Origin of the sequence: Agrococcus sp. ARC_14, from assembly GCF_022436485.1 — a bacterium.
Lineage (GTDB): Bacteria > Actinomycetota > Actinomycetes > Actinomycetales > Microbacteriaceae > Agrococcus.
In genome coordinates this window covers 938,350-961,615 of the sequence record NZ_JAKUDO010000001.1, presented here as the reverse complement: position 1 = coordinate 961,615, position 23,266 = coordinate 938,350, and the positions used below count along the sequence as shown (strand labels likewise).

Genomic DNA, 23,266 nt, shown 5'->3' with positions numbered 1-23,266 from the left:
CCCATGGCACACCCCCGGCTCTACTCGGGGATGCAGCCCTCCTCGGGCTCGCTCCACCTCGGCAACTACATCGGCGCGCTGCAGCAGTGGCGCGGCCTGCAGCAGGATCACGATGCCTTCTTCTCGATCGTCGACCTGCACGCGATCACCGTGCCGCAGGCTCCGGATGTGCTGCGCGAGCAGGTGCGCACGCTCGCCGCGCAGTACATCGCGGGCGGCATCGACCCCGACCGCGCGTGCCTCTACGTGCAGTCGCACGTCGCCGCGCACGCGCAGCTCGCCTGGCTGCTGGGCACCATCACGGGCTTCGGCGAGGCGAGCCGGATGACGCAGTTCAAGGACAAGACGGCCCGCGGCGGGCAGGAGGCGGCCTCGGTCGGCCTGTTCACCTACCCGATCCTGATGGCGGCCGACATCCTGCTCTACGACGCCGAGATCGTGCCGGTCGGCGACGACCAGAAGCAGCACGTCGAGCTCACGCGCGATCTGGCCGAGCGCTTCAACAAGCGGTTCGGTCCGACCTTCACCATCCCGAAGCCGCGGATCCTGGCCGACGGCGCCCGCATCTACGACCTGCAGGACCCGAAGGCGAAGATGTCGAAGTCGGCAGACAACGACAAGGGCATCGTCTGGCTGCTCGACGACCCGGCGAAGACGGCGAAGAAGATCCGCTCGGCGGTCACCGACACCGACGGTGCGATCCGCGCCGACAAGGAGTCGAAGCCGGGCGTCACGAACCTGCTCGACATCCTCAGCGCCATGACCGGCACACCGGTCGCTGACCTCGAGGCGCACTTCGACGGCCAGGGCTACGGTGTCTTCAAGACCGAGGTCGCCGACGCGGTGGTGGCCGAGCTGGCACCGGTGCGCGAGCGCACGCTCGAGCTGCTCGCCGACCCCGCCGAGCTCGACCGGCTGCTGGCTGCGAACGCCGACCGCGCCGCCGAGGTCGCCGATGCGACGCTGGCTCGCGCCATGGGGGCGATGGGGCTGCGATGACCGCGCAGAGCTCGCAGTGACCGCCCTGGCCGGGCCCATGCTGCCGATCATGGGCGGCAAGGTCGTGCTGACGGCCCTCCGCGAGGAGGACGTCGACCGCGTCGTCGAAGCGTGCTCGACCGAACAGGCGGAGCGCTTCCTCGAGGTTCCCGTGCCCTACGGGCGCACCGACGCCGAGGAGTTCGTGCGTGGCTTCGTGCCCGCCGGCTGGCGCGGCGAGCACGATGAGCGGGTGTGGGCGATCCGCGAGTCGCTGCGCGGGCCGCTGGCGGGCGTCATCGGCCTCCGCACGGATGAGGGCGAGGTGGGCTTCTGGCTGCACCCGTCCGCGCAGGGCAAGGGCCTGATGGCGGATGCGCTGCGCACGTTGGTCGGGCACGCGGAGGGCTGCTTGACGTGGCCCGAGGTCATCTGGAGCTGTTTCGACGGCAACCTGGGTTCGATGCGGGTCGCCAAGGCCGCAGGCTTCACCTATCTCGGCACCCGAGAGGGCACGCAGCGGGGCGAGCCGGTCACGCAGCACTTCGCGGTGCGAGTCGCTGGCGGCGCGCCTGCCGGCGCGCGCCCCTGGCCGCGACTCGACTGAGCCCGCCGCCGGGGCGCCTGCCGGCCTGCACCCCAGCACGCCTGCACCCCTGCACCCCTGCACCCCTGCACCCCTGCATCCATCCTCTTGCGCAATCGTCCGCGTGCATAACGCAAGCCCTAGCCACTGATCGCGCGGGGCATGCGCCGTGGTCCACGGGCTGCCGCGAGTTGCCTCGCGTCTGCTTGCGTTGTGCCGGGACGCCGAGGCCCCTGGGGCTCAGCCGCGAGGGTGTAGCGCCAACGCAGCACGGACCACGGCGACGAAGCGGTGCGCGTTGCGGTCCAGCCAAGCGGCTGAGAGCCGAACCGTGACGTAGCCCTGGAGCAGAGCCTCTGTGTCGCGGGCCCTATCCCCCTCAAACGTGTCTGCGTGCGTCTCTCGGCCATCGATCTCGACGATGACGCAGCCACCGACGACGAAGTCGACGATCCCGACACGAGGGATGCGCACCTGCTGGCTGAAGTCCAATCCGGCAGCACGGAGGAGAAGTTTGGCGTCAGTCTCGTAGCCGGAGCCGCAGAGGGCATCGACGGCGCTGATGGCCGGCTCCTCAAGCCAATCGAATCCCTCGAGCGCCGCTCTCATCTCGGCGAGACTTGCGAGCCCTCGCTGCAGCGCGGAGTCAGCCACGCGGATCGCCTCCTGCACGCCGAGGCAGCGCGCGATGCAGCGCACAGCCGCACCGGCCGAGGTCGAGCAGCGAGTGCCGTCATTCTCGTCAAGGTCCGCCCAGTGCAGCACGATCCCGTCGCGGCGCTGGAGCCGACGCTTGGCATCCCGTGGGTCTCGAAGTCGCGTCGAGCCATCCCAGAGGTGCACGTGCAGCCGACCGTCTCGTGGCACCCAGAGCCCCAGCGCCTCAGCCGCGGATGCGCAAGCCAGACGTCCACCGATCCTGAGCGCCTGCATCAGTTGCTCGGAGGCGGGCTGCCAGACATAGACGTCGCGGCGCGCACGCATGATCAGCCCGAGCCGCAGGCCCTCGTCGATCGCCGCGCGCGAGCTGCCCTGCGCCAGAAGCTCCCGGTATTCATCGACTCGGGTCTCCCCTTGCGGCAGCGGCCGGAGCGTAGACATGCGCGCCAGGATGCGCCAGTTCCCGAGACCCGGCAGGGTCGATCTCCGCACCTGTGCACAACTCGTCGCCCTCTGGACTGCACAACGCAAGCCTCCCGCACCGCTCTTCGCCTGACACAGCGGCCACGATCCACAGGGACTGCACTCTTTGGCGCTCGGGCTTGCGTTGTGCAGGACGGCGCGGCGGCAGCGGGGCCGCGGGACCGCGGGGTCGCCGCATGACGGCGGGAATGAGCGCGGCTGCAGCCGAGTTGTAGGGTGTGAGAGCAACGTGCCCGGGGTCAGTGCAAGTCTGAACCGGCGGTGAGAGTCCGCGACCCGAGCGAACGCGTCACGATGAGCGCTCGCCCGGTTGAGCTGGTGGAATTCCAGCACCGACGGTGAGAGTCCGGAGGGGAGGCGCACGCGGGGTCGCTTGCGACCCCTCGGATCCCCGCGCGCGTTCGGAGAGGAACGGATGTCCGGGATCACCGCCGCAGAGCGCGCCGCGATGGCGCGCGCTCGCGAGCTCGCACTGCGCGGTCCGCGCGGCATCAACCCGCAGGTGGGCGCCGTCATCCTCGCTGCCGATGGCCGGATGCTGGCAGAGGGCTGGCACCGCGGTGCCGGCACCGCGCACGCCGAGGTCGATGCGCTCTCGCGCGTGAATCCCGCGCAGGCGCGCGGCGCGACGGCCGTCGTCACCCTCGAGCCCTGCAACCACACCGGCCGCACCGGCCCTTGTGCCGCCGCGCTGCTGAGCGCCGGCATCGGCCGCGTCGTCTACGGCGCCGCCGACCCCGGGGAAGCCTCGAGCGGCGGCAGCACGCGCCTGGCTGAGGGCGGCGTCGACGTCCACCGCCACGGCGAGCACGAGGCCGATGCCCTGATCGCCGACTGGCTGTTCGTGCAGCGCACCGGGCGCCCGCGCGTGACCGTGAAGTGGGCGCAGTCCCTCGACGGCCGCGCCGCCGCCGCTGACGGCACCAGTCAGTGGATCACCGGCCCCCAGGCCCGCGCCGACGTGCACCGCGAGCGCAGCGCCCACGACGCGATCGCCGTCGGCACGGGCACGGTGCTCGCCGACGACCCTCGACTGACCGCACGCATCGAGGGCGTCGACGACGTCCCGCAGCCGATCCCGATCGTCTTCGGCGAGCGCGCCATCCCCGCCGACGCTGCCGTCCGGCAGCACCCGCGCGAGCTGCGCACGGCCGGCCACGAGCTCGAGCGCGAGCTCTTCGCCCTCGCCGCCTCCGGCATCCAGACCCTCTACGTGGAGGGCGGGCCGACCCTCGCGAGCGCGTTCATCCGCGCAGGGCTCGCCGACCGCCTCACCGTCTACCTCGCGCCGACCCTGATCGGGGGCCCGCGCACGGCTCTCGACGACCTCGGCGTCGAGACGATCGACGAGCAGCGCCGCCTCACGGTGACACGGCTCGAGCAGCTTGGCAACGACCTCCTGGTCGAGGCCACGACAGAGAGCGAGCAGTGATGTTCACCGGCATCATCGAAGAGCTCGGCGAGGTCATCTCGTTCGAGCGCAGCGGCCAGGCGTGGCGCCTCACCGTGCGCGGACCCCTTGCGGTCAGCGACGCATCCCACGGCGACTCGATCGCCGTCAACGGGCTGTGCCTGACGGTCGTGGAGCAGACGGCGGATGCGTTCACGGCCGACGTCATGCAGGTCTCGGTCGACATGTCCACGCTGGGCGACCGCACGGCGGGTGACCGCGTGAACCTGGAGCGCGCGGCCGCGGTCGGCGACCGGCTGGGCGGCCACATCGTGCAGGGCCACATCGACGGCACGGCCGAGGTGCTCCTGATCACCGAGGGCGACGGGCAGCGCACCGTGCGCTTCTCGCTCGATCCCGAGCACGCCCACCTCGTGACCACGAAGGGCTCGATCGCGATCGACGGCATCTCGCTCACGGTCTCGGGCATCAGCGCACCCGACGAGGCCGCGCAGTGGTTCGAGGTCTCGCTCATCCCCGAGACGCTCGCGACCACGACGCTCGGCTTCCGCGAGGTCGGCGAGCGCGTCAACATCGAGACCGACATCGTCGCCCGCCACGTCGAGCGCATGCTGCAGCTGGAGGCCAGGCGATGAGCATCACCACCATCGACGTCGCGCTGCGCGCCCTCAAGGAGGGCAAGCCCGTGATCGTCGTCGACGACGAGGGCCGCGAGAACGAGGGCGACCTCATCATGTCGGCGCAGCTCGCGACCGCGGAGTGGATCGCCTTCATGGTGCGCCACACCTCCGGCTACCTGTGCGCGCCGCTCACCGCGGATCGCGCCGACGACCTGGGCCTGCCGCTCATGGTGCTCGAGAACGAGGATGAGCGCGGCACGGCCTACACGATCACGATCGACGCGGCCGATCGCTCCTCCACCGGCATCTCGGCCGACGACCGCGCGCACACGCTGCGGGTGCTCGCCGACCCGACGTCGGATGCGACGAGCCTGCGCCGCCCCGGCCACATCGTGCCGCTGCGGGCTGTCGAGGGCGGCGTGCGCGCTCGCGCAGGGCACACCGAGGCTGCCGTCGAGCTCACCCAGCTCGCGGGCCTGTCCCCCGTCGGCGTCATCGGCGAGCTCGTCGAGGATGCCGGCGAGATGCGCCGGCTGCCGTCGCTCATCGCCTTCGGCGAGGAGCACGACCTGCCGCTCATCACGATCGCGGACCTCATCGACTACCTCGACGCCGGCGGTCTGCCCACCGCGTGCGGCGGAGCCAACGAGGAGTCGGCACGCGTCTCCTTCGAGGTCGAGACGAACGTGCCGACGCAGTTCGGCACCTTCCGCATCGCGGCCTACCGCGACCGGCAGACCGGCGCAGACCACCTGGCGATCATCGCCGGTGACGCGCTCGCCGATGGCGCGCTCGTGCGGGTGCACTCCGAATGCCTCACGGGCGAGGCGCTGCACTCGCTGAAGTGCGAGTGCGGGCCGCAGCTCGACGCGGCGATGCAGCAGATCCAGGAGGCCGGCAACGGCATGGTGGTCTACCTGCGCGGCCAGGAGGGGCGCGGCATCGGCCTCATCAACAAGCTGCGCGCCTACCGGCTGCAGGAGGACGGCCTCGACACGCTCGATGCCAACCTCGCACTCGGCCTGCCCGCCGACGCCCGCGAGTACGGTGCGGCCGCGGCGATCATCCGGCTGCAGGGCGTGGAGTCCATCCGCCTGCTGTCGAACAATCCACTCAAGCGCGACGCGCTCGAGCAGCACGGCGTCGCCGTGGAGGAGCTGGTGCCGCTGCTGGTGGGCGTGGGCGCCTTCAACGAGCACTACCTCGAGGCCAAGCGCGACCGCATGGGTCACCGCCTGCCGGCCGTGATCGCACAGAACGACGAGCAGGGAGAAGGCTGAGCCATGGCTGGAGAAGGACGCCCCGAGAGCACAACAGCGGATGGCACGGGTCTCGACGCGAGCGGGCTGCGGATCGTGATCGTGCACGGCCGCTGGCACGAGCAGATCGCGACCGGGCTGCTCGAGGGTGCGCGCCGCGCGCTCGCCGAGATGGGCGCGGAGGTGACAGAGCTGCCGGTCCCGGGCTCGTTCGAGCTGCCGGTCGTGGCGCAGGCCGCGCTCGAGGCCGGCTTCGACGGCGCGGTGGCGCTCGGCGTCATCATCCGCGGCGGCACGCCCCACTTCGAGTACGTCTCGGAGGCCGCGACGATCGGCCTCACCCACGCGGCCCTGCGCACGGGCAAGCCGATCGGCTTCGGCGTGCTCACCCTCGACGACGAGCAGCAGGGCATCGACCGCGCGGGCCTGCCCGGCTCCAAGGAGGACAAGGGCCGCGAGGCGGCGGAGGCCGTCGTCGAGGCGGCGCTGGCGCTGCGCTCGCTGGAGCACTGACGCCGGCGCCCCGCAGACGGCACCCAGCGGCGTCGCCTACGGTGAGCGCATGCGTACCGCTGCTCGCTGGGTGGCCGCGGCAGGCGTCGCGGCGGTCGTCGGCCTCGCCGCCACCGGCTGCGTCCTGCCGCCCCACCTGGATGACCCCGACATGCCGTGCGCTGCGCTGCATCCGCGCTGCAGCGTGACGCCCGTGGCAGACATCAGCCGCGCAGAGGCGTCGCAGGCGCAGGCGATCCCAGACTTCGACACTGCGACCTACGTCATCGAGGATGCGGCGGAGCTCGATCGCCTCGAGATCCTGCTGACCGACGCGGGCATCCTCGGCGACTACCGATCCAGCGGCGACGCGTGCCCCGGCTCCATCACCACCGACATCGCCTACGTCTCCGCCGGTGCGACGCACACCCTCGAGATCCGCACATGCGAGCCGACCGAGTTCGACGAGGCAGTCACCGACCTCGCATCGGAGTGGCGCACGAGCGGCGACTTCGCCACCGCCCCGTAGCCCGCACCTGGCCCTCGTCGGAGTGCGGGCGAAGGCCCCCCTGCTCGTTACACTGGATCGTCGTCCAAGCGGAGCCAAGGGTGTCTCCGACACGACCGGACCGTCACAAGCGGACCGCTCTCCACACGCGCATCGCACACCCGCACCGTCCCCGCGCGTGAACCCATCCAGGAAGCAGCATGTCCCTCTCCGCAAGCCAGGCGACCGCCGAGTCGTCACAGCAGCAGCCGGCCAACTCCCGCGGCCGCGTCATCTTCGCAAGCCTCATCGGCACGACGATCGAGTTCTACGACTTCTACGTCTACGCGACCGCCGCCGTGCTGGTGTTCCCGCACCTGTTCTTCCCCACCGGGGATGACACCACGGCCCTGCTCGCATCGTTCGCCGCATTCGGCGCCGCGATGGTGGCGCGCCCGATCGGATCGGTCGTGTTCGGCCACCTCGGCGACAAGCACGGGCGCAAGCTCACCCTCGTCGGCGCGCTGCTCACCATGGGCATCGCCACCTTCCTCATCGGCGTGCTGCCGACGTACGGCCAGATCGGCTGGTTCGCCGCGGCCCTGCTCGTGCTGATGCGCCTCGCGCAGGGCTTCGCCCTCGGCGGCGAGTGGTCGGGCGCTGCGCTCGTCGCGACCGAGAACGCCCCGGCGGGCAAGCGCGCCTGGTACGGCACGTTCCCGCAGCTGGGCGCCCCGATCGGGTTCATCATCGCCAACGGCCTGTTCCTCCTCATCGCCGCGGTGCTGCCGAGCGACGACCCCTCGATGCCGTCCGAGGCCTTCCTCGAGTGGGGCTGGCGCATCCCCTTCCTGTTCTCGGCCGTGATGGTGATCGTCGGCCTCTGGGTGCGGCTGAAGCTCGTCGAGTCGACCTCGTTCGAGAAGGCGAAGTCGACGGGCACGATCCAGCGCCTGCCGCTCGCGACCGTGTTCCGCGACCACTGGAAGGAGCTGCTGCTCGGCACCTTCTTCATGCTCGCGACCTACGTGCTCTTCTACCTGATGACGGCGTTCTCGCTCACGTACGGCCGCGCGCCCGTGGACGCCGACGTGCCGGGGCTGGGCTACTCGTACAACACCTTCGTGCTGATGCTCATCGTCGGCGTGGTGTTCTTCGGCATCTTCACGCTGGTGTCCGGGCCGCTCGCTGACCGCTTCGGCCGTCGCAAGCTGCTCATCTGGGTGACGCTCGCGATCATCGCGTTCGGCCTGCTCTGGGTGCCGCTGACCGGTGGCGGCACGTTCGGCGTCATGCTGTGGCTCATCCTCGGCATGTCGCTCATGGGCTTCACCTTCGGCCCGATGGGCGCGCTGCTGCCGGAGCTCTTCCCGACCAACGTGCGCTACACAGGCTCGGGCGTGAGCTACAACGTCTCGTCGATCCTCGGCGCCGCGCTCGCCCCGTTCATCGCGGTCGCGCTGTGGACGGCAGGCGGCGGCAGCCCCTTCTGGGTGGGCGTCTACCTCTCGGGCGCGGGCGTGCTCACGCTCATCGCGCTGCTGGTGTCGAAGGAGACCAAGGACGTCGACATGGAGCGCTGAGCGCTCGAGCCGACACAGAGCGCTGCGCGCTCGACGACGGATGCGGCCGGCTGCCCGAGGAGGGCGGCCGGCCGTCGCCGTATCGGCCGAACGTCAGGCTCGACGTTCGGCGATCGTCTGCACGACGGTGATCGTGGCGAACCCGGAAGCCAGCCGCTCCATGTCGCTGCCGGGCGCGTCGGCGGCGCTGTGCTCACGGATGGAGAGCCGCACCTCGTCGCCCGCCACCTCGGTCAGGGTCGTCTGCACGATGCCGAACCGGGCCAGCGGCGCCTCGACGAGCTCGAGGCCGGTCGCGTCTGCGACGTTGGGCACGTTGAGGTTGAGCACTGTGCCGGCGGGCTCGCCGACCAGCCGGGCGAGCGCACGGGCGCTCAGCGCTGCCGCAGTGGCCCAGTGCTGCTCGCCGTCCTCGGCGAGCCCGACGTGGAGCGAGACCGCGAGCGACCGCACGCCGCCCTGCCCGGCCGTGAGCGCGGCGCCCACCGTGCCGGAGTGCATGATGGCGCCGCCGACGTTCGCACCGCGGTTGATGCCGCTGAGCACGACGTCGGGCGCTCCGCCGAAGGAGCCGTGCAGCGCCAGCAGCGTGATGAGCGCCGGTGCGGCGTGCACCGCGTAGGCATCCGCGTCCAGGCCGGGCAGGGCGCGGCGCTCCGAGCGCACCGTGCCCTTGCCGCCGGCCGCAGTCACGGCGGCGCCCTGCGTGGCGATGATGGATGCGCTGGCACCGGAGTGCTCGTGCGCGGGCGCCGCGACCACCACATCCATGCCCGCCTCGATCGCGACTCGCGCCAGTGCCAGCAGTCCTGGCGAGTCGATGCCGTCGTCGTTCGTGATGAGCGCCCGCATCAGCGCGCCGCCTCGTCGTCGAGAGCCTGGAGCTCGACCCGCGCGGCGATCGCCCGGATCGCCTCGGCGTCGCCGGTGCCGAGCCCGCGCCGCGTGGCGTTCACCGCGCCGGCGGCGGCACCCGTGCGCACGGCATCGGCGTGGCTGCCGCCTGCGGCCAGCACCGACGCCAGCCCCGCGGTGTAGGAGTCGCCGGCGCCGCGCGTGTCGACCGGCTCGAGCTCAGGGGCGACGACGCGCCAGGTGCCCTCCTGACCGACCACGATCGAGCCGGCTGCTGCGCGAGTGACCGCGACGAGGCCGACACCGCCCGCGGCGATCTCCCTGGCAGCCGCGAGCAGCTGGGCCTCGTCGTCTCCGTCGGCGACGCGGCCGTCGGCGACGAGCTCTTCGTGACTGACCTTGAGCACGTCGACGCCGCCCTCGAGCGCCGCCTCCAGCCGATCGCCCGCGAGGTCGACGAGCACCGTACGACCGAGCTCGCGCATGTCGCTCGCGAGCCGCCGGTAGACGTCGGCCTCCAGCATGTCGTCGCCCTCGGGCCCGGAGAGGATGACGAGGTCTGCATCCGCCGATTCCCGCAGCGTCGCAGAGTAGAGCGCGTCGAGCTCATGGCGCGAGAGCGGCTCGCCCTGCGCCTCCACGATGGGCTGTCGCTCACCGCCGCGCCGGTCGTGGATGTAGGCGGGGCTGACCCCCTCGCGCTCGATCGCGACCACTCGGAAGCCCTCGTCGGCGAGCAGGTGCCGGGCGACGGTCCCCGCCTCTCCCGCCACGCTGCACACCAGCACCACGTCGGCGCCGAGCGCGACGAGCATCCGCGCCTGCCAGACTCCCTGCCCGCCCACGTGCAGATGCACCTCGGGCTCTCCGCGATGCGCCTCGACCGTGATGGTGAGGATGGGTGCCGGGGCGAAGACGAGCACGCGTGCCATGCGCTCACCCTAGGCTCGGCGACTGTGCGTCAGCGCAGGAAGAGCGCACGCAGGCGGGCGGTCGTGAACCACAGCCCGGCGACGATCATCACGGCGAAGTAGAGCAGGTGGATGCCCAGCGAGGGCTGGATGATGCCCGTGGTCAGCTGCCGGATCATGTCGACGCCGTGCCACAGCGGCATCGCCTGGATGACCCACTGCACGCCCTGCGGGTAGACCTCGATCGGGAAGAACGTGGCCGAGAGCAAGAACATCGGCATCATGAAGAAGTAGACGTAGTCGAGGTGCTGGAACGTCTTCATGTAGCTCGTGATGGCCATGCCGAACGAGGCGAACCCGAACGCCACGACGAGCGCGGCCGGGATCGCCAGCACCGCCGTCCAGGAGAGGTTGAGGCCCATGAGCGTGGTCACGACCATGAAGCCGCAGGCGTACAGCAGGCCGCGGAACAGCGCCAGCAGGATCTCGCCGAGCGCGACGTCGAGCGGGCCGAGCGAGGTCGAGAGCATCTGCTGGTAGAGCTTGGCGAAGTTCATCTTGAAGAAGACGTTCATCGTCGAGTCGTAGACGGCGCCGTTCATGGCGCTGACCGCCATCAGCGCCGGCGCGATGTAGGCGGCGTAGGGCACATCGGTGCCGTAGAACTCCACCGAGCCGATGAGCGCGCCGAGCCCGACGCCCATGGAGAGCAGGTAGAAGACCGGCTCGAAGAAGCCGGTGAGCACGACCACCCAGTTGGTGCGCGCCATCACCTGCAGGCCGCGCATCACCACCGAGCGGGTGTTGCCGGCATAGAGGCCGCGCAACGGGCCGCGGATGGAGGGGGCGGGCGCCTCGATCAGCTCGGATGGGTGCAGCTCGGTCACTTGTCGAGCCTCCGTCGGAAGGTGCGGATCGAGAGCCAGCATGTGACGGCCGCCAGCAGCACGAGGTAGCCGAGATGGACGAGCAGCATGAGCGGCGTCAGCGGCGCGCCGTAGAGCGCTGCGCGCCCCAGCTCTGCCGCGTGCCAGAGGGGCGAGATCCAACCGACCCAGTGCAGGAAGACCGGCAGCGTCTCGAGCGGGAAGTAGGTGCCGGAGAAGAGCGTGAGCGGCACGACCACGAACCGCTCGACGAAGGAGAGCTGCCCGCGGTCCTCCGTCTGCGTCGCCACCCAGGCCATCACGGCGAAGCCGACGGCGGTCGCGAGCAGCAGGCCGATCGGCAGCAGCAGCAGGGCGCCGAACGGGTCGCCGATGTCGAACAGCACCATCACGGCCGAGAAGGCGATCAGCGGCAGCATCACGCGCACGAGCACCGAGACCTGGAAGCCGACCACGATGTGGGCAGGGCTGATGGGGGTGCCGTTCATCGCGAAGAACATCGGGAACCACTTGAAGCCGCCGAAGACGCCGTAGGTGTTCTCCTGCGCGGCCGTCTGCATGGCCGTCGCCATGGCGAGCGCGGGCGCGATGAAGGTCAGGTATGGCACGCCGTCGACGCCTTGCGCACCCTGGTTCGCATCCACCAGCAGGCCGAGGCCGAGGCCCAGGCCCATGAGGTACAGGAACGGCGAGCCGATGCCGATCGCGATCCACGAGGCGACGTAGGAGCGCATGGCGCGGATGCGGTGCTCGGCGACGAACCACCAGCCCCAGGCCCTCGCACGACGGGCGACGACGGCGTGATCGACACCACCGGCATCCATCGTGCCGGGGCGCGCAGCGACGTGCTCGCTCATTCGATCAGCGACCTTCCCGTGAGCCGCAGGAAGACGTCCTCGAGGCTCGAGCGGCGCACGAGCGACGTGATGGGGCTGAGGCCGCGCTCGTGCACCGCCGCCATCGCGGCCTCGCCGTCGTTGTCGTAGATGAGCACGCGATCGGGCAGCACCTCGATGCGGTCGCCGATGCCCTCGATCGTCTTCGCCGCCGCCTCGTTGTGGGCGGAGCCGAAGCGCACCTCGAGCACCTCGCGGGTGGAGTACTGACGGATGAGCGCCGAGGGGCTGCCCTCCGCGACGATCGTGCCCTTGTCGACGACGACGAGCCGGTCGCAGAGCTGCTCTGCCTCGTCCATGTAGTGCGTCGTGAGCACGAGCGTCGTGCCCTCCTCCTTGAGCCGGAAGAGCCGATCCCAGAGCACGTGCCGAGCCTGCGGATCGAGGCCCGTGGTCGGCTCGTCGAGCAGCATCGCCTTCGGGCTGTTGATGAGGCCGCGGGCGATGGTGAGGCGGCGCTTCATGCCGCCGGAGAGCCCGTCGACGCGCGACTTGCGCTTGTCGGTGAGCTGCGCGAACTCCAGCAGCTCCTCAGCGCGGCGCTTCACGTAGGGCAGCGGCAGCCCGAAGTAGCGGCCGTAGACGATGAGGTTGTCGATCACCCGCAGCTCTTCGTCGAGCTGGTCGGCTTGCGGCACGATGCCCAGCTGCGCGCGGATCTCCGGCCCGTGGCTCTCCGGGTCGAAGCCGAGCACCGTGAGGTCGCCCGCGGTGCGGGTGGAGGTGGCGGCGATCATGCGCATCGTCGTCGACTTGCCCGCGCCGTTGGGGCCGAGGAAGCCGAACGCCTCCCCTGGCTGGATCGCGAAGTCGATGCCGTCGACGGCCGTGAAGTCGCCGTAGCGCTTGGTCAGGCCCGTGGCCTCGATGACAGGTGCTGGCACGATCCATCACGCTACCGCCTGCCGCCGACACGGTGGCCGAGCCGCCGATGTCAACCAGAGTTGACACATCCGCATTCGTCAACCAAGATTGACACATGGAGCGCATCACGGCATCGAGCGAGCGGCCTCTCGGCGTGCTCGAGCAGCTCGCCCGCTCGGCCGAATCGCGTCGCGAGATCGAGCGCGAGGAGTCGGCGCTCGTGCGACGCGCAAGAATGGAGGGGTTTGCCTGGCAGGCGATCGCCGATGCGCTCGGGGTCTCGCGACAGGCGGTCCACAAGAAGCACGGCAAGCGGTAGCGGAGAGCGGACGATGAGCGAACGACGAGGCCTGTTCGGCCGACGACGGGCCGGCGACGACGGGCCGCGGGCCGGCGTCAAGGAGCTGCTGCCCTACCTCTTCCCCAAGAAGGGGCTGCTGACCGGCGCGATCGTGCTGTCGGTCTTCGGCGCCGCGTTCGCACTCGCCCAGCCGGTGCTGGTGCAGGAGGTCATCGCGCGCGTCGAGGACACGCAGCCGCTCGAGTGGCTGCCGCTCGTGCTCGTGCTGGTCGTGGTGATCGGCGCGGTCAGCGACGGCTTCCAGCACTTCCTGCTGCAGCTGCTCGGTGAGCACGTGGTGCTGCGCACGCGCCGCACGCTGGTGGGTCGCATGCTGCGGCTGCCGATCCCCGAGTTCGACGCCCGGCGGGTCGGCGACCTCGTGAGCCGCGTCGGCAGCGACACGACGCTGCTGCGGGCTGTGCTGACGCAGGGCCTGGTCGAGTCGATCGGCGGCCTGCTGACGCTCGTGGGGGCCGTCGTCGCCATGCTCATCATCGACCCGCTGCTGCTGGGACTGACCGTGCTGGTGCTCGCAGTCGCGATCGCGGCGATGCTCGTCGTGATGCCGCTGCTCACGCGTGCCTCCGGCAAGGCGCAGGAGGAGGTCGGTCACCTGACGAGCGCGCTCGAGCGGGCGATCAGCGCGGTGCGCACGGTGCGCGCGGCCGGCGCGACCGAGCGCGAGGTCGATGGCGTCGGCGAGCGTGCGGGTGATGCGTTCCGCGCGGGCGTGCGGGTCGCGAAGATCTCGGCGTTCGTCGTGCCGATCCTCGGTGTCGCCGTGAACCTGTCGTTCCTCGTCGTGCTGGGCGTCGGCGGGCTGCGCGTGGCCACGGGCGAGCTCGATATCTCGCAGCTGGTCGGCTTCCTCCTGTTCCTGTTCCTGATGGTGATGCCGCTCGGCCAGCTCGCCGGCGCCATCGCGGCCGTGAGCGTCGCCCTCGGCGCGCTCGGCCGCATCCAGGAGATCGTGCGGCTGCCGAGCGAGGCGGATGCGGATGCGGACGTCGCGCTGGCACCGCAGGTGGGCGCGCCCATGGTCGCGTTCGAGGGCGTCACCTTCGCCTACCCGGCGGCCGACGACGAACGCGTGGTGCTCGAGGATGTCTCCTTCTCGGTGCCGGCCGGATCCCGCACAGCCCTCGTCGGCCCATCCGGCGCCGGCAAGTCGACGACGTTCGCGCTCGTCGAGCGGTTCTACGACGTGACGGGCGGCAGCGTGCGCGTGGGCGGCGTCGACGTGCGCGACGTCGACCGCGACAGCCTGCGGGCACGCATCGGCTACGTCGAGCAGGACGCCCCGGTGCTCGCGGGTACGCTGCGCGACAACCTGCGCCTCGGCGCCTCCGATGCGAGCGACGAGCAACTGCTCACCGCGCTCGACTCGGTGAACCTGGGCGGGCTCGTGAGCCGGGCGGCGAAGGGGCTCGGCGCGGAGGTCGGCGAAGGCGGCGTGCTGCTCTCCGGCGGCGAGCGGCAGCGCCTGGCGATCGCCCGCGCGCTGCTGGCATCGACGCCGATCCTGCTGCTCGACGAGTCGACTGCCAACCTCGACGCCCGCAACGAGGCCGCGCTGAAGGTGGCGCTCGATGTGGCGAGCGAGGGCCGCACGACGCTCGTGATCGCGCACCGGCTCGCGACGGTCGTCGATGCCGACCAGATCGTGGTGCTCGACGGCGGGCAGGTGCTCGCCACCGGCACGCACGCCGAGCTGCTGGAGTCGTCGCCGCTCTATCGCGAGCTCGCCACGCACCAGCTGCTCGCGCCCGCCCCGACCACGACCGTCGAGTAGCCGTCCGCACCCCTGCCGGCTGAGCCGCTCCGCGCGCAGCGCTGCGCGTGTCGAAGCCCGCCGACTCAGTAGCGTGGAGCCCATGCGACGCGTCATGCATGACCGCTTCGGCGGCCCAGAGGTGCTCGAGCTGCGCGAGGTCGAGGAGCCGCACGCCGGGCCCGGCGAGGTGCGCATCCGTGTCGAGGCTGCCGCCCTCAACCCGGTCGACTGGAAGATCTTCGCCGGCGGCCCCGCCGCTGCCTCGCGGGGCCTACAGCCGCCGCTCGGCGTCGGCAACGACATCGCGGGCACGATCGACGAGGTCGGCGAGGGCGGTGCAGGCGGATGGGTCGCCGGCGACCGAGTGTTCGGCTCGGCACGCACACGGGCGCTGCAGGACCTCACGGTGGTCGACCCTGCTCAGGAGCGGCTCGCGCGCATCCCCGAGGGGCTCGACGCCGGCCTGGCCGCGAGCCTCGTCGTCGCGGGCCGCACCGCCTGGGACGGCGTCGAGCAGCTGATCGAGCGCGGCGGCGAGACCATCTTCATCAACGGCGCGGCCGGCGGCGTCGGCCAGCTCGCCGTGCAGCTGGCCGAGCGCAAGGGCGCCCGCGTGATCGGCTCGGCAAGCGAGCGCAACTTCGAGCTGCTGCGCTCGCTGGGGGCCGAGCCGGTCGCCTACGGCGAGGGGCTGGCAGCACGGCTCGAGCAGATGCTGCCGATCGATGCGTGCTTCGACTGCGCCGGTGCCGATGGCGTCGCCGCGGCGCTCGAGGTCGGCGTGCCGATCGAGCGCTGCATCACGATCGCGGCGAAGGGCGCGCACGGCGCACGCGGCGTCGCCTCCGACCTGGCCCAGACCGGCGCGCTGGACGACCTCGCGCGACTGGCCGCATCCGGTGAGCTCGTCGTCTCCGTCGAGGCGCGCGCTCCGCTCGAGCGCTTCCGCGAAGCCTACGAGCAGCTCATGGGCGGGCACGTGCGCGGGAAGCTGATCCTCGACCTGGCCTGACCCGAACCGTAGGTCGAGGAGCGCGGCGGCGCAGCCGGCGCGCGTCGCGAGACCGGTCTCGCGACGGCGGCGGGCTACGCCCGCGGCCTCCTCGACCTACGAGGAGGGGCAGCTTAGGCGAACGGGTTCGGCATCAGCGTGTACTTCGTCTCGAGGTACTCGTGGATGCCCTCGGCGCCGCCCTCGCGGCCCAGGCCCGACTGCTTCACGCCGCCGAAGGGGCCGGCCGCGTTGGAGACCACGCCCACGTTGAGGCCCATCATGCCGGTGTCGATCAGCTCGATCATGCGCTGCCCGCGCTTGGTGTCCTCGGTGAAGACATAGCCGACCAGGCCGTACTCGGTCGCGTTCGCGAGCCGCACGGCCTCCTCCTCGCTGCGGAAGCGCTGGATCGCGACGACCGGCCCGAAGATCTCCTCGATCGAGACCGCCATCGTCGCGTTGACGCCGTCGAGCACCGTCGGCTCGAAGAACGAGCCGGCGCCCTCGATCGCCTTGCCACCGGTGACGAGCGTGGCGCCGGCGGCGACGGCCGACTCGACCAGCCGCACCGCATTGGCCACGGCCTTGTCCTCGACGAGCGGGCCGATCGTGACGCCCTCCTCGGTGCCGCGGCCGATCTTCATGGCCTTGACCGCATCCCCGACGCGCGTCGCGAACTCATCCGCGATCGACTCGTGCACGATGAAGCGGTTGGCCGCCGTGCATGCCTGGCCGATGTTGCGGAACTTCGCCAGCAGCGCGCCCTCGACGGCCTTGTCGAGGTCTGCATCCTCGAAGACGACGAAGGGGGCGTTGCCGCCGAGCTCCATCGACGCCTTCAGCACGTTCTCCGCCGCCTGCTTCAGCAGCTGCACGCCCACCGGCGTCGAGCCCGTGAACGAGACCTTGCGCAGCCGCGGGTCGGCGAGCAGCTTCTCGGAGAGCGCACCGGTGGACTTCGTCGTGATGACGTTGACGACGCCCTTGGGCAGCCCGGCCTCCTCGAGCAGCGCGACCAGCGCGAGCGTCGTGAGCGGGGTCAGGGTCGCGGGCTTGACGACTGCCGTGCAGCCGGCGGCGAGCGCGGGCCCGAGCTTGCGGGTCGCCATCGCGAGCGGGAAGTTCCAGGGCGTGATGAGGAAGCACGGGCCGACCGGTCGGTGCGTGACGATCATCTGGCCGGTGCCCTCGGGCGTCATCGTGTAGCGGCCGTCGATGCGCACGGCCTCCTCGGCGAACCAGCGCAGGAACTCGCCGCCGTAGGCGACCTCCCCGCGCGCCTCGGCGAGCGGCTTGCCCATCTCGAGCGTCATGAGCAGCGCGAACTCCTCCTTGCGCTCCTGCAGCAGATCGAAGGCCTTGCGCAGGATCTCGCCGCGCACGCGCGCCGGGGTGCGGCCCCACGCCTCCTGCGCAGCGACCGCGGCGTCGAGCGCGCGCACACCGTCGGCGACCGATCCGTCAGCGATCTGCTTGATGACGTCGCCCGTCGCCGGGTCGCGCACGTCGATCGTGCCCTGCTCGCCGTCGATCCATTCGCCGCCGATGAACAGCTGGCCGTGGACGCCGTCGAGCACCTGGGTCTCGGTGGTCGCGCTCATAGTGGACTCCTTACTCTGGATTGATCACAATCGCATACGAATTACCCGTGCGGCCGGGCGGATGCTGTTGCGTTGTTCTCAACAAACCGTAGTTCGTCGGGTGAGCGAGCGTGTATGCGGATCTAGGACCGACGAGTGTGGCGCAGCCCACGGCTGGGAACAGCAGCGCCTTGCATGGCTGCCCTTCCCAGCGCGTTCCGCTCGAGATGGACTTCTTCCTCTACCGCTGCTCGACTGCGTCCGGTGCTGAAGCCGTGTCGGCGAACTCATCACCGTTCGGCACTCCGACCTTGGAGGTGCGCTGGACGATGACCGAGATGACGCCAGCCGAGACCAGGATCCCGGCGAGAACGACGAACGCGATCTGGGTGTTGCCGAAGAGATCCGACAGCCAACCCGTGATGAATGGCCCTGCGAATCCGCCGACGTTGCCGATGGTGTTGACCAGCGCGAGACCGGCGCCAACGGCGATGGCCGGCAGCAGGCGAGCGCTGAGGCTGTACACCAGCGGCATGCTGGAGATCACGCCGGTAGCGCACAGCGTCACGCCGACCATGATCAAAACCGGATGCTGCGCGAACGCGGCGATCAGAATTCCGGTTGCGCCGACCCCGGTCGAGATGAGCGTGTGCCATCCCAACTCGTTCCTCCGCGCCGCGTCTCGTGGCCACAGGATCAGAGCGATCGCAGCGAACGCGTACGGCACGGCGATCAGCAGCCCCTGCTGCAGGGGCGCAAGCGGCTCACCGTTGGCCGCCTCGAAGCCGGCGATGACGCTCGGCAGGAAGAAGCCGATGCCATACAGCCCGTAGACGACGCCGAAGTACGCGACACCGAGCACCCAGGTCTTCCCCGAACGCATTGAAGAGAGCATGCCGCCCCGGTGGTTGTCGGAATCCGCGGTCGAGGACTCCGCGATGTCGTCCTCGAGCACAGCCTGCTCTTCTTGGGACAGCCAGCGCGCCTGCTCCGGACGATCGACGAGGACGAACAAGACGACCACTCCGAGCAGCACTGCTGGGACGCCGGACGCAAGCGTCATGAAACGCCAGCCCTCGAGGCCGAAGACGCCGTCACCGACCTGCGTGAGCCACGTGGCGAGCGGCCCTGCCACAACAGACGAGAGTGGAATGCCGAGCAGGTAGATCGAGAATGCCTTCGGGCGTTCGCGGTTCGAGTACCAGATCGTGAGATAGAGAAGCACGGTCGGAGCGAATCCCGCCTCTGCGACGCCCAAAAGGAATCGTGCGCCGACCAGCCACTCGAAGTTCGGGACGAAGGCAGTCAGTGACGCCACCACCCCCCAGCTGATAGCGATTCTGGCGATCCAACGACGAGCGCCCAGCCGCTGAGCGATGACGGCACTCGGAACCTCGAGCAGGATGTATCCGACAAAGAAGATGCCGGATGCCAAGCCGAACATCGTCGCGGTCAGCGATAGTTCCTCGGACATTCCGTTGACATTGGCGATTCCCAGCGCGGTCCGGTCGATGTAATTGACCAGGTAGAGCAGGAAGATGATCGGCATCAGGCGGACGCTAACCTTGCGCACCACGCGCCGTCGCGTCGACTCCTTCGTCGACAGAGTTTTCGGCTGCACTCGTAGTTCCTTTCGTCGTGTTCCGTTTCTTGAGTGGTCGGCTCGGGCTCAGGTGAAGCGGAGACCCGCGTCTAGCGAGAGCGTCTGGCCGGTCATATAGGCGCTCTCATCACTGGCGAGGAAGACGAACGCCCCGAGCAGATCGTCAGGAGCGCCCTTGCGCTTCAGCGCCTGCTCGGCGAGGTTCTGCCGCCAGCCGTCTTCCGAGATCGTCGCCCGAGGCACTTCGGTGACGATGCCATGCGGGCTGATGCAGTTGACCCGGACGTTGTCGCTGCCGAGCTCAGTCGCCAGAGCGTGCGTCAGCGCCCAGACCGCTCCCTTCGAAGCGATGTAGTGCGCATAGTTGGGGCGCCCCGTGACGACCACGCTGGAGGAGATGTTGATGATGCTGCCCGCGCCGTTGGCGCGCATGGCCGGACTGACGGCCTGGCACGCAAGGAAGACTCCCTTTGCGTTTACCGCGAACAGCGTGTCCCACTCCTCAGGGCTGATCTCCTCGAACGGTCGCATCGTCAGCGACGAGAAGATCGCCGCATTGTTCACGAGGACATCGATACCCCCGAAGACTTCGATCGTGCCAGCGGCAAGTGCCTGCACCGAGGCCGCGTCAGCGACGTCGACGGTGATCGCCGCGGCGCGGCCCCCAGCAGCTTTGATCTCTCGCGCACTCCGCTCCGCCAGCTCCCCGTTCTGGTCGGCAACGACAACGTTCGAGCCTTCTGCGGCAAATCGAGCCGCGATCTGTCGTCCGATCCCCTGTGCGGCCCCCGTGATGATGGCCGTCTTTCCCTTGAGTCGCATCGTGATCCTTCGCTTTCCTGGAATGGAGGTGTCTGGTGTCAGGCTTCGGTGATGTGGCAGGCGAGGATCCCGCCATCGACGACGACGGTGCTGCCCACCAGCGAGCGGTTGATGGGGTCAGCGCAGTACGCGACGGCTCGGGCCACCTCTTCAGGTCGGACCATCCGGCCGGTTGGCTGCCGATTGTCGAACGCGGCTCGGGTGGCAGCGGGATCCGCGCTCCGAGCAGCGAGTTCGTCCATGAACGGGGTGTCCACCGTGCCCGGGTTCACAGCGTTCACCGTGATCGATTCGGCGAGGAGGTCTGCGGCGATCGATCGAGTCATCGCTTCAATCGCGCCCTTCGATGCCGAGTACAGCGCGCGACGCCGGAAGCCTGAAGTCGCGGTCGTCGACGAGACGTTGACGATGGATGCCGCGGCAGACCGTCGCAGATGCGGAAGCGCGGCGCGGATCGTCCGCACGTACCCTCCGAGATTCACGTCGAGGATGCGCGCCCAGTCGTCTGCATCGCCATCCTCGACCCCACCGATGAAGCTCACTCCCGCGTTGTTGACCACGACGTCGAGCCCACCGAGGTCCTCAGCGATCGAGGTGACTGCCCCTTGCACCGCCGCCGTGTCCCTGACGTCAGCGATCGCCTGCGCGTGCAGCGATGCGCCGTGGTCAGTGGTCGGGACGAGGTCCAGATTGCCGACATGGGCACCGAGGTCGAGGAAGTGCTCGACACAAGCGCGACCGACGCCCGAGGACCCTCCTGTGATGAGGATTCGACGACCGGCGAAGCCGCTCATGCCCTCTGCTCCACGTCTGCCCCCAGGAAGGTGCTGTCATCGAGCGCGAGCGTCAGTCCGAGGATGGCTTGCGCGTAGCTGTACTGACGCAGCCCCATCGTGGTGCCGGTCACACTCGGTGTGAAGACCGACTCCCATGGGCCAATCGGCAGACCACGCGGCGCAGTGGGAGGAGCGACGACGTTCGCGAAGTGCACTTCGATTACCGGCCGTCCCGTTTCACTCAGCGCATGCTTCGTTGGGATTCCGATCTCCGTCAGCCCCGCGGGGTTGATGATGAACGCGTCGACGCGGTTCGCGGCGGCATGGATGTACTCGAGGATCTCGCCCTCGAAGTTGGAGACGAACGTGTCGATCTCCACACCGAGCTCTGCGCCGAAGTTCTTCGAGTACTGCTGCAGATCCTCGATCGAACTGATGGCCCCGTAGACGCGCTTGTTGCGCGCGCCGAGGTTGGTCATGTTAGGCCCGTCGATGATGGCGATCCGGTGACGACGAGTGCCTGAACGGATAGGCATGGTGCTCCTTCTCTGGTGTGCATGGTGTGGGTTCGGCCGCGGCCGCGATCCGATCAGTCGAGGATCTTGTGGAGCGCCCATTCGAGGTGCTCGACGAACACGGCCGGGTTCTCCGCGTGCGGGAAGTGGCCGAGTTCCGGCATGGTGCGGAACTTAGAATTCGGGATGGTCTCGGCGAGTTCTCGGCTCGCTGCGGTGGGAACGCTCGTGTCGTATGCACCAGAGAGCACCACGATCAGGGGACTGCGCTGATCGAGTAGCGCGGACACGTTGTCTACGTCCCAGCTCTCGGAGTAGTAGCCGATATCGGCGTCGTAGGCACCGAATCCGCCCTGCGAGTAGCCCCACCACACTCGATCGCGCATCTCGGCCGGCGACTGCGGTGCCATCAGCACGCCGGTCCATTCCGGGATGTGCAGCGCTTGGTTGATCGCTGCGTTCCGCAGCCACTCCGTGCGGCGTCCGGCGACTCGTGGGCCAGCCTGGCAAGCGACCGCGCCGGCGAACAGATCGGGATGGTTCGCGATCGCCTCCACGACCGCAGCACCGGCCATCGAGACTCCGAGCAGTACCGGCGGTTTCGATAGTGCGAGCGCTCGAGTCACTGCCACGATCGCGCCCACGTACGCGGCGGAGTCGAGCCGGTAGGAGCTGGATCGACGGCCCCATGCAGGATTGGATTTCCCGTGCCACGGCAGGTCGAAGGCGATGACCTCGTATCGGTCGGTGAGGTCGGTCTCAGTGATCAGCCCGTGGTACTGCTTCGTGTCGCTGCCCGCGGTCGGCAGGCAGAGCAGTGGCGTTCCCGCGCCGGCGCGTTCCACGTAGATGTCGCAGAGCCCGAGGTTGGGCACGTCGACCCGGACATACTCGCCACGGAACCCAAGAGGACGGTGTGCGAACGCGTCAGCCTGCACCGAGGGATACGACGACCGGGCGATCTCCAAGACTCTGTGGAGCAGATGAAGGTGTTGCGCAATCGTCAGCGAGTCGCCCCACAGCTCGACCTCACCCGCCAGGGCCAGCGCATGAACGTTCTGATCACCGGCCTTCGGCTCGGAAGCAAGCAGCCGTGCCCAGACGTCGGATGCAGCGCGGACGCCGAACGTCGGCTCTCCTTTGAAGCCGACCTGACCCGCACGGACAGCGACGACCGTCGCTCCAGCAGGTGCTGCGAGCTCGAAGGCGACGTTCGCGCCCCGGGAGAGTTCACTCAACCGCGGGTCAGCGAGCAGTCGATCACGCGCCGCCTCGGTCAGGGGGACGGGCTGCACCGCCGAAGCTCCAATTGCATTGATACTGGTCATGGGAAGTGTCACCTCTCTGTGTTGCTCCCGCCTAGGGCCGAGGCCCTGTTCCGCCCTCGGTGTTGCAGCACCGGGGGCGGAACTGCTTGGCCGATCGACGGCCCTGCCTGCGCCGCTACTGTCCGGCGCCGGAGCCGCCCTCGTGCACAGCGACAGTCGGTTCGATGCCGTCGGCACCGACGACCTCGCGCCAGGCCTCGAAGCCGGACTGGAAGGCGACGATGCCGGCCTCGGGCAGCGAGATCTCGATCGCCTCGAGAATCTCGGTCGGCGTCAGCCCGAGGTCAAGGGCGACGCGGATGTGCGACTGGATGTGGCCCTTCGAGGCGCGCATGACGGTGAGCGAGACGATGAAGATGAGCTCCTTCGTCTTGCGGTCGAGCGTGCGCTGGTCGAGGTAAGCGGCGGAGACCAAGTGGTTCGCCGCCTGCAGCACGGGGAAATCCTGCTTGGCCATGACCTTGTGATAGTCGAGCACATAGCCGCGCTTGCGTGCCATTTCGTCGATGTACTCCTGCGGGTCGATGCCTGTCATCGTGCCTGCCCTTCGTCCGTAGTG

The 23,266-nt window shown here is 69.6% G+C and carries 24 protein-coding genes and 1 riboswitch; of the genes, 11 read left to right on the top strand and 13 right to left on the bottom strand.

Translation table 11 applies throughout. The features are described 5' to 3' along the window. The first annotated feature begins 3 nt into the window (after positions 1-3). Positions 4-999, top strand: a complete 996-nt coding sequence (gene trpS, locus MKD51_RS04860) for a tryptophan--tRNA ligase (RefSeq protein ID WP_240238749.1) — start codon at positions 4-6, stop codon at positions 997-999. A 16-nt stretch (positions 1,000-1,015) separates the two neighbouring features. Further along, positions 1,016-1,585 (top strand): GNAT family N-acetyltransferase, encoded by a 570-nt coding sequence (locus MKD51_RS04855; protein ID WP_240238747.1) that lies wholly within the window; start codon positions 1,016-1,018, stop codon positions 1,583-1,585. A 219-nt stretch (positions 1,586-1,804) separates the two neighbouring features. Here MKD51_RS04855 and MKD51_RS04850 read toward each other — a convergent pair whose 3' ends face one another. Then, positions 1,805-2,665, bottom strand: coding sequence for a DUF559 domain-containing protein (locus tag MKD51_RS04850; protein WP_240238745.1), 861 nt, complete (start codon positions 2,663-2,665; stop codon positions 1,805-1,807). A gap of 268 nt (positions 2,666-2,933) precedes the next feature. Further along, positions 2,934-3,073: riboswitch (FMN riboswitch) on the top strand. Between the two features lie 49 nt (positions 3,074-3,122). Here MKD51_RS04850 and ribD point away from each other — a divergent pair. The 6 genes from ribD (at position 3,123) to MKD51_RS04820 (ending at position 8,559) form a co-directional block, all read left to right on the top strand. Beyond that, complete coding sequence (gene ribD, locus MKD51_RS04845) at positions 3,123-4,139, top strand: bifunctional diaminohydroxyphosphoribosylaminopyrimidine deaminase/5-amino-6-(5-phosphoribosylamino)uracil reductase RibD (protein WP_240238743.1); 1,017 nt, start codon at positions 3,123-3,125, stop codon at positions 4,137-4,139. Then, positions 4,139-4,753, top strand: a complete 615-nt coding sequence (locus tag MKD51_RS04840; RefSeq protein ID WP_240238741.1) for a riboflavin synthase — start codon at positions 4,139-4,141, stop codon at positions 4,751-4,753. The genes ribD and MKD51_RS04840 overlap by 1 nt, the downstream gene beginning before the upstream one ends. After that, on the top strand, positions 4,750-6,018 hold the full coding sequence (gene ribB / locus MKD51_RS04835) for a 3,4-dihydroxy-2-butanone-4-phosphate synthase (protein WP_240238739.1): 1,269 nt from the start codon (positions 4,750-4,752) through the stop codon (positions 6,016-6,018). Before MKD51_RS04840 ends, ribB begins: the two co-directional genes overlap by 4 nt. A gap of 3 nt (positions 6,019-6,021) precedes the next feature. Continuing rightward, entirely contained in the window at positions 6,022-6,510 is a 489-nt protein-coding gene (gene ribH, locus MKD51_RS04830; protein ID WP_240238737.1) for a 6,7-dimethyl-8-ribityllumazine synthase, read from the top strand. Between the two features lie 49 nt (positions 6,511-6,559). Beyond that, positions 6,560-7,018, top strand: a complete 459-nt coding sequence (locus tag MKD51_RS04825; protein ID WP_240238736.1) for a hypothetical protein — start codon at positions 6,560-6,562, stop codon at positions 7,016-7,018. Positions 7,019-7,197: 179 nt separating this feature from the next. Beyond that, positions 7,198-8,559, top strand: coding sequence for an MFS transporter (locus MKD51_RS04820; protein WP_240238734.1), 1,362 nt, complete (start codon positions 7,198-7,200; stop codon positions 8,557-8,559). Positions 8,560-8,652: 93 nt separating this feature from the next. Here MKD51_RS04820 and MKD51_RS04815 read toward each other — a convergent pair whose 3' ends face one another. The 5 genes from MKD51_RS04815 to MKD51_RS04795 are packed head-to-tail and all read right to left on the bottom strand — an operon-like array spanning position 8,653 to position 12,992. After that, positions 8,653-9,411, bottom strand: coding sequence for a 5'/3'-nucleotidase SurE (locus MKD51_RS04815; RefSeq protein WP_240238732.1), 759 nt, complete (start codon positions 9,409-9,411; stop codon positions 8,653-8,655). Continuing rightward, positions 9,411-10,346 carry a PfkB family carbohydrate kinase gene (locus MKD51_RS04810; RefSeq protein WP_240238730.1) on the bottom strand — a complete coding sequence of 312 codons (936 nt, stop codon included), beginning with the start codon at positions 10,344-10,346 and terminating at the stop codon, positions 9,411-9,413. The genes MKD51_RS04815 and MKD51_RS04810 overlap by 1 nt, the downstream gene beginning before the upstream one ends. A 29-nt stretch (positions 10,347-10,375) precedes the next feature. Then, positions 10,376-11,203 (bottom strand): ABC transporter permease, encoded by an 828-nt coding sequence (locus MKD51_RS04805; protein WP_240240827.1) that lies wholly within the window; start codon positions 11,201-11,203, stop codon positions 10,376-10,378. A 5-nt stretch (positions 11,204-11,208) separates the two neighbouring features. Beyond that, the gene (locus tag MKD51_RS04800) at positions 11,209-12,069 is read right to left on the bottom strand and encodes an ABC transporter permease (RefSeq protein WP_240238728.1); all 861 of its coding nucleotides are present in this window, start codon (positions 12,067-12,069) and stop codon (positions 11,209-11,211) included. Continuing rightward, on the bottom strand, positions 12,066-12,992 hold the full coding sequence (locus MKD51_RS04795) for an ABC transporter ATP-binding protein (RefSeq protein ID WP_240238726.1): 927 nt from the start codon (positions 12,990-12,992) through the stop codon (positions 12,066-12,068). The genes MKD51_RS04800 and MKD51_RS04795 overlap by 4 nt, the downstream gene beginning before the upstream one ends. A 95-nt stretch (positions 12,993-13,087) precedes the next feature. Here MKD51_RS04795 and MKD51_RS04790 point away from each other — a divergent pair, with 95 nt between their 5' ends. From MKD51_RS04790 to MKD51_RS04780, 3 genes are all read left to right on the top strand, one after another. Next, on the top strand, positions 13,088-13,291 hold the full coding sequence (locus MKD51_RS04790) for an AsnC family protein (RefSeq protein ID WP_240238724.1): 204 nt from the start codon (positions 13,088-13,090) through the stop codon (positions 13,289-13,291). Positions 13,292-13,304: 13 nt separating this feature from the next. Next, on the top strand, positions 13,305-15,107 hold the full coding sequence (locus tag MKD51_RS04785; protein WP_240238722.1) for an ABC transporter ATP-binding protein: 1,803 nt from the start codon (positions 13,305-13,307) through the stop codon (positions 15,105-15,107). An 82-nt stretch (positions 15,108-15,189) separates the two neighbouring features. Then, the gene (locus tag MKD51_RS04780) at positions 15,190-16,101 is read left to right on the top strand and encodes an NADP-dependent oxidoreductase (protein ID WP_240238720.1); all 912 of its coding nucleotides are present in this window, start codon (positions 15,190-15,192) and stop codon (positions 16,099-16,101) included. Positions 16,102-16,214: 113 nt separating this feature from the next. Here MKD51_RS04780 and MKD51_RS04775 read toward each other — a convergent pair whose 3' ends face one another. The 7 genes from MKD51_RS04775 to MKD51_RS04745 all read right to left on the bottom strand — a co-directional run bounded on the left by MKD51_RS04775 (position 16,215) and on the right by MKD51_RS04745 (position 23,242). Continuing rightward, positions 16,215-17,684 (bottom strand): NAD-dependent succinate-semialdehyde dehydrogenase, encoded by a 1,470-nt coding sequence (locus tag MKD51_RS04775; RefSeq protein WP_240238718.1) that lies wholly within the window; start codon positions 17,682-17,684, stop codon positions 16,215-16,217. A 220-nt stretch (positions 17,685-17,904) separates the two neighbouring features. After that, complete coding sequence (locus MKD51_RS04770; protein WP_240238716.1) at positions 17,905-19,212, bottom strand: MFS transporter; 1,308 nt, start codon at positions 19,210-19,212, stop codon at positions 17,905-17,907. Positions 19,213-19,332: 120 nt separating this feature from the next. After that, on the bottom strand, positions 19,333-20,088 hold the full coding sequence (locus MKD51_RS04765; RefSeq protein ID WP_240238714.1) for an SDR family NAD(P)-dependent oxidoreductase: 756 nt from the start codon (positions 20,086-20,088) through the stop codon (positions 19,333-19,335). Positions 20,089-20,126: 38 nt separating this feature from the next. Next, on the bottom strand, positions 20,127-20,882 hold the full coding sequence (locus tag MKD51_RS04760) for an SDR family oxidoreductase (protein ID WP_240238712.1): 756 nt from the start codon (positions 20,880-20,882) through the stop codon (positions 20,127-20,129). Then, positions 20,879-21,400, bottom strand: a complete 522-nt coding sequence (locus MKD51_RS04755; RefSeq protein WP_277603914.1) for a type II 3-dehydroquinate dehydratase — start codon at positions 21,398-21,400, stop codon at positions 20,879-20,881. The genes MKD51_RS04760 and MKD51_RS04755 overlap by 4 nt, the downstream gene beginning before the upstream one ends. A 53-nt stretch (positions 21,401-21,453) precedes the next feature. Beyond that, the gene (locus MKD51_RS04750; protein WP_240238708.1) at positions 21,454-22,707 is read right to left on the bottom strand and encodes an alpha/beta hydrolase; all 1,254 of its coding nucleotides are present in this window, start codon (positions 22,705-22,707) and stop codon (positions 21,454-21,456) included. Between the two features lie 115 nt (positions 22,708-22,822). Further along, positions 22,823-23,242 (bottom strand): carboxymuconolactone decarboxylase family protein, encoded by a 420-nt coding sequence (locus tag MKD51_RS04745; RefSeq protein WP_240238706.1) that lies wholly within the window; start codon positions 23,240-23,242, stop codon positions 22,823-22,825. Positions 23,243-23,266: the final 24 nt, after the last annotated feature.

Excerpts from the sequence above, each read along its gene's own strand:
- MKD51_RS04800 (WP_240238728.1), bottom strand. The coding sequence starts at position 12,069 with ATGAGCGAGCACGTCGCTGCGCGCCCCGGCACGATGGATGCCGGTGGT.
- ribB (WP_240238739.1), top strand. The coding sequence starts at position 4,750 with ATGAGCATCACCACCATCGACGTCGCGCTGCGCGCCCTCAAGGAGGGC.
- MKD51_RS04760 (WP_240238712.1), bottom strand. The coding sequence starts at position 20,882 with ATGAGCGGCTTCGCCGGTCGTCGAATCCTCATCACAGGAGGGTCCTCG.
- MKD51_RS04775 (WP_240238718.1), bottom strand. The coding sequence starts at position 17,684 with ATGAGCGCGACCACCGAGACCCAGGTGCTCGACGGCGTCCACGGCCAG.
- MKD51_RS04815 (WP_240238732.1), bottom strand. The coding sequence starts at position 9,411 with ATGCGGGCGCTCATCACGAACGACGACGGCATCGACTCGCCAGGACTG.
- MKD51_RS04770 (WP_240238716.1), bottom strand. The coding sequence starts at position 19,212 with ATGCCGATCATCTTCCTGCTCTACCTGGTCAATTACATCGACCGGACC.
- MKD51_RS04825 (WP_240238736.1), top strand. The coding sequence starts at position 6,560 with ATGCGTACCGCTGCTCGCTGGGTGGCCGCGGCAGGCGTCGCGGCGGTC.
- MKD51_RS04780 (WP_240238720.1), top strand. The coding sequence starts at position 15,190 with ATGCGACGCGTCATGCATGACCGCTTCGGCGGCCCAGAGGTGCTCGAG.
- MKD51_RS04840 (WP_240238741.1), top strand. The coding sequence starts at position 4,139 with ATGTTCACCGGCATCATCGAAGAGCTCGGCGAGGTCATCTCGTTCGAG.
- MKD51_RS04810 (WP_240238730.1), bottom strand. The coding sequence starts at position 10,346 with ATGGCACGCGTGCTCGTCTTCGCCCCGGCACCCATCCTCACCATCACG.
- MKD51_RS04850 (WP_240238745.1), bottom strand. The coding sequence starts at position 2,665 with ATGTCTACGCTCCGGCCGCTGCCGCAAGGGGAGACCCGAGTCGATGAA.
- MKD51_RS04765 (WP_240238714.1), bottom strand. The coding sequence starts at position 20,088 with ATGCGACTCAAGGGAAAGACGGCCATCATCACGGGGGCCGCACAGGGG.
- MKD51_RS04785 (WP_240238722.1), top strand. The coding sequence starts at position 13,305 with ATGAGCGAACGACGAGGCCTGTTCGGCCGACGACGGGCCGGCGACGAC.
- ribH (WP_240238737.1), top strand. The coding sequence starts at position 6,022 with ATGGCTGGAGAAGGACGCCCCGAGAGCACAACAGCGGATGGCACGGGT.
- MKD51_RS04790 (WP_240238724.1), top strand. The coding sequence starts at position 13,088 with ATGGAGCGCATCACGGCATCGAGCGAGCGGCCTCTCGGCGTGCTCGAG.
- ribD (WP_240238743.1), top strand. The coding sequence starts at position 3,123 with ATGTCCGGGATCACCGCCGCAGAGCGCGCCGCGATGGCGCGCGCTCGC.
- trpS (WP_240238749.1), top strand. The coding sequence starts at position 4 with ATGGCACACCCCCGGCTCTACTCGGGGATGCAGCCCTCCTCGGGCTCG.
- MKD51_RS04750 (WP_240238708.1), bottom strand. The coding sequence starts at position 22,707 with ATGACCAGTATCAATGCAATTGGAGCTTCGGCGGTGCAGCCCGTCCCC.
- MKD51_RS04755 (WP_277603914.1), bottom strand. The coding sequence starts at position 21,400 with ATGCCTATCCGTTCAGGCACTCGTCGTCACCGGATCGCCATCATCGAC.
- MKD51_RS04745 (WP_240238706.1), bottom strand. The coding sequence starts at position 23,242 with ATGACAGGCATCGACCCGCAGGAGTACATCGACGAAATGGCACGCAAG.
- MKD51_RS04820 (WP_240238734.1), top strand. The coding sequence starts at position 7,198 with ATGTCCCTCTCCGCAAGCCAGGCGACCGCCGAGTCGTCACAGCAGCAG.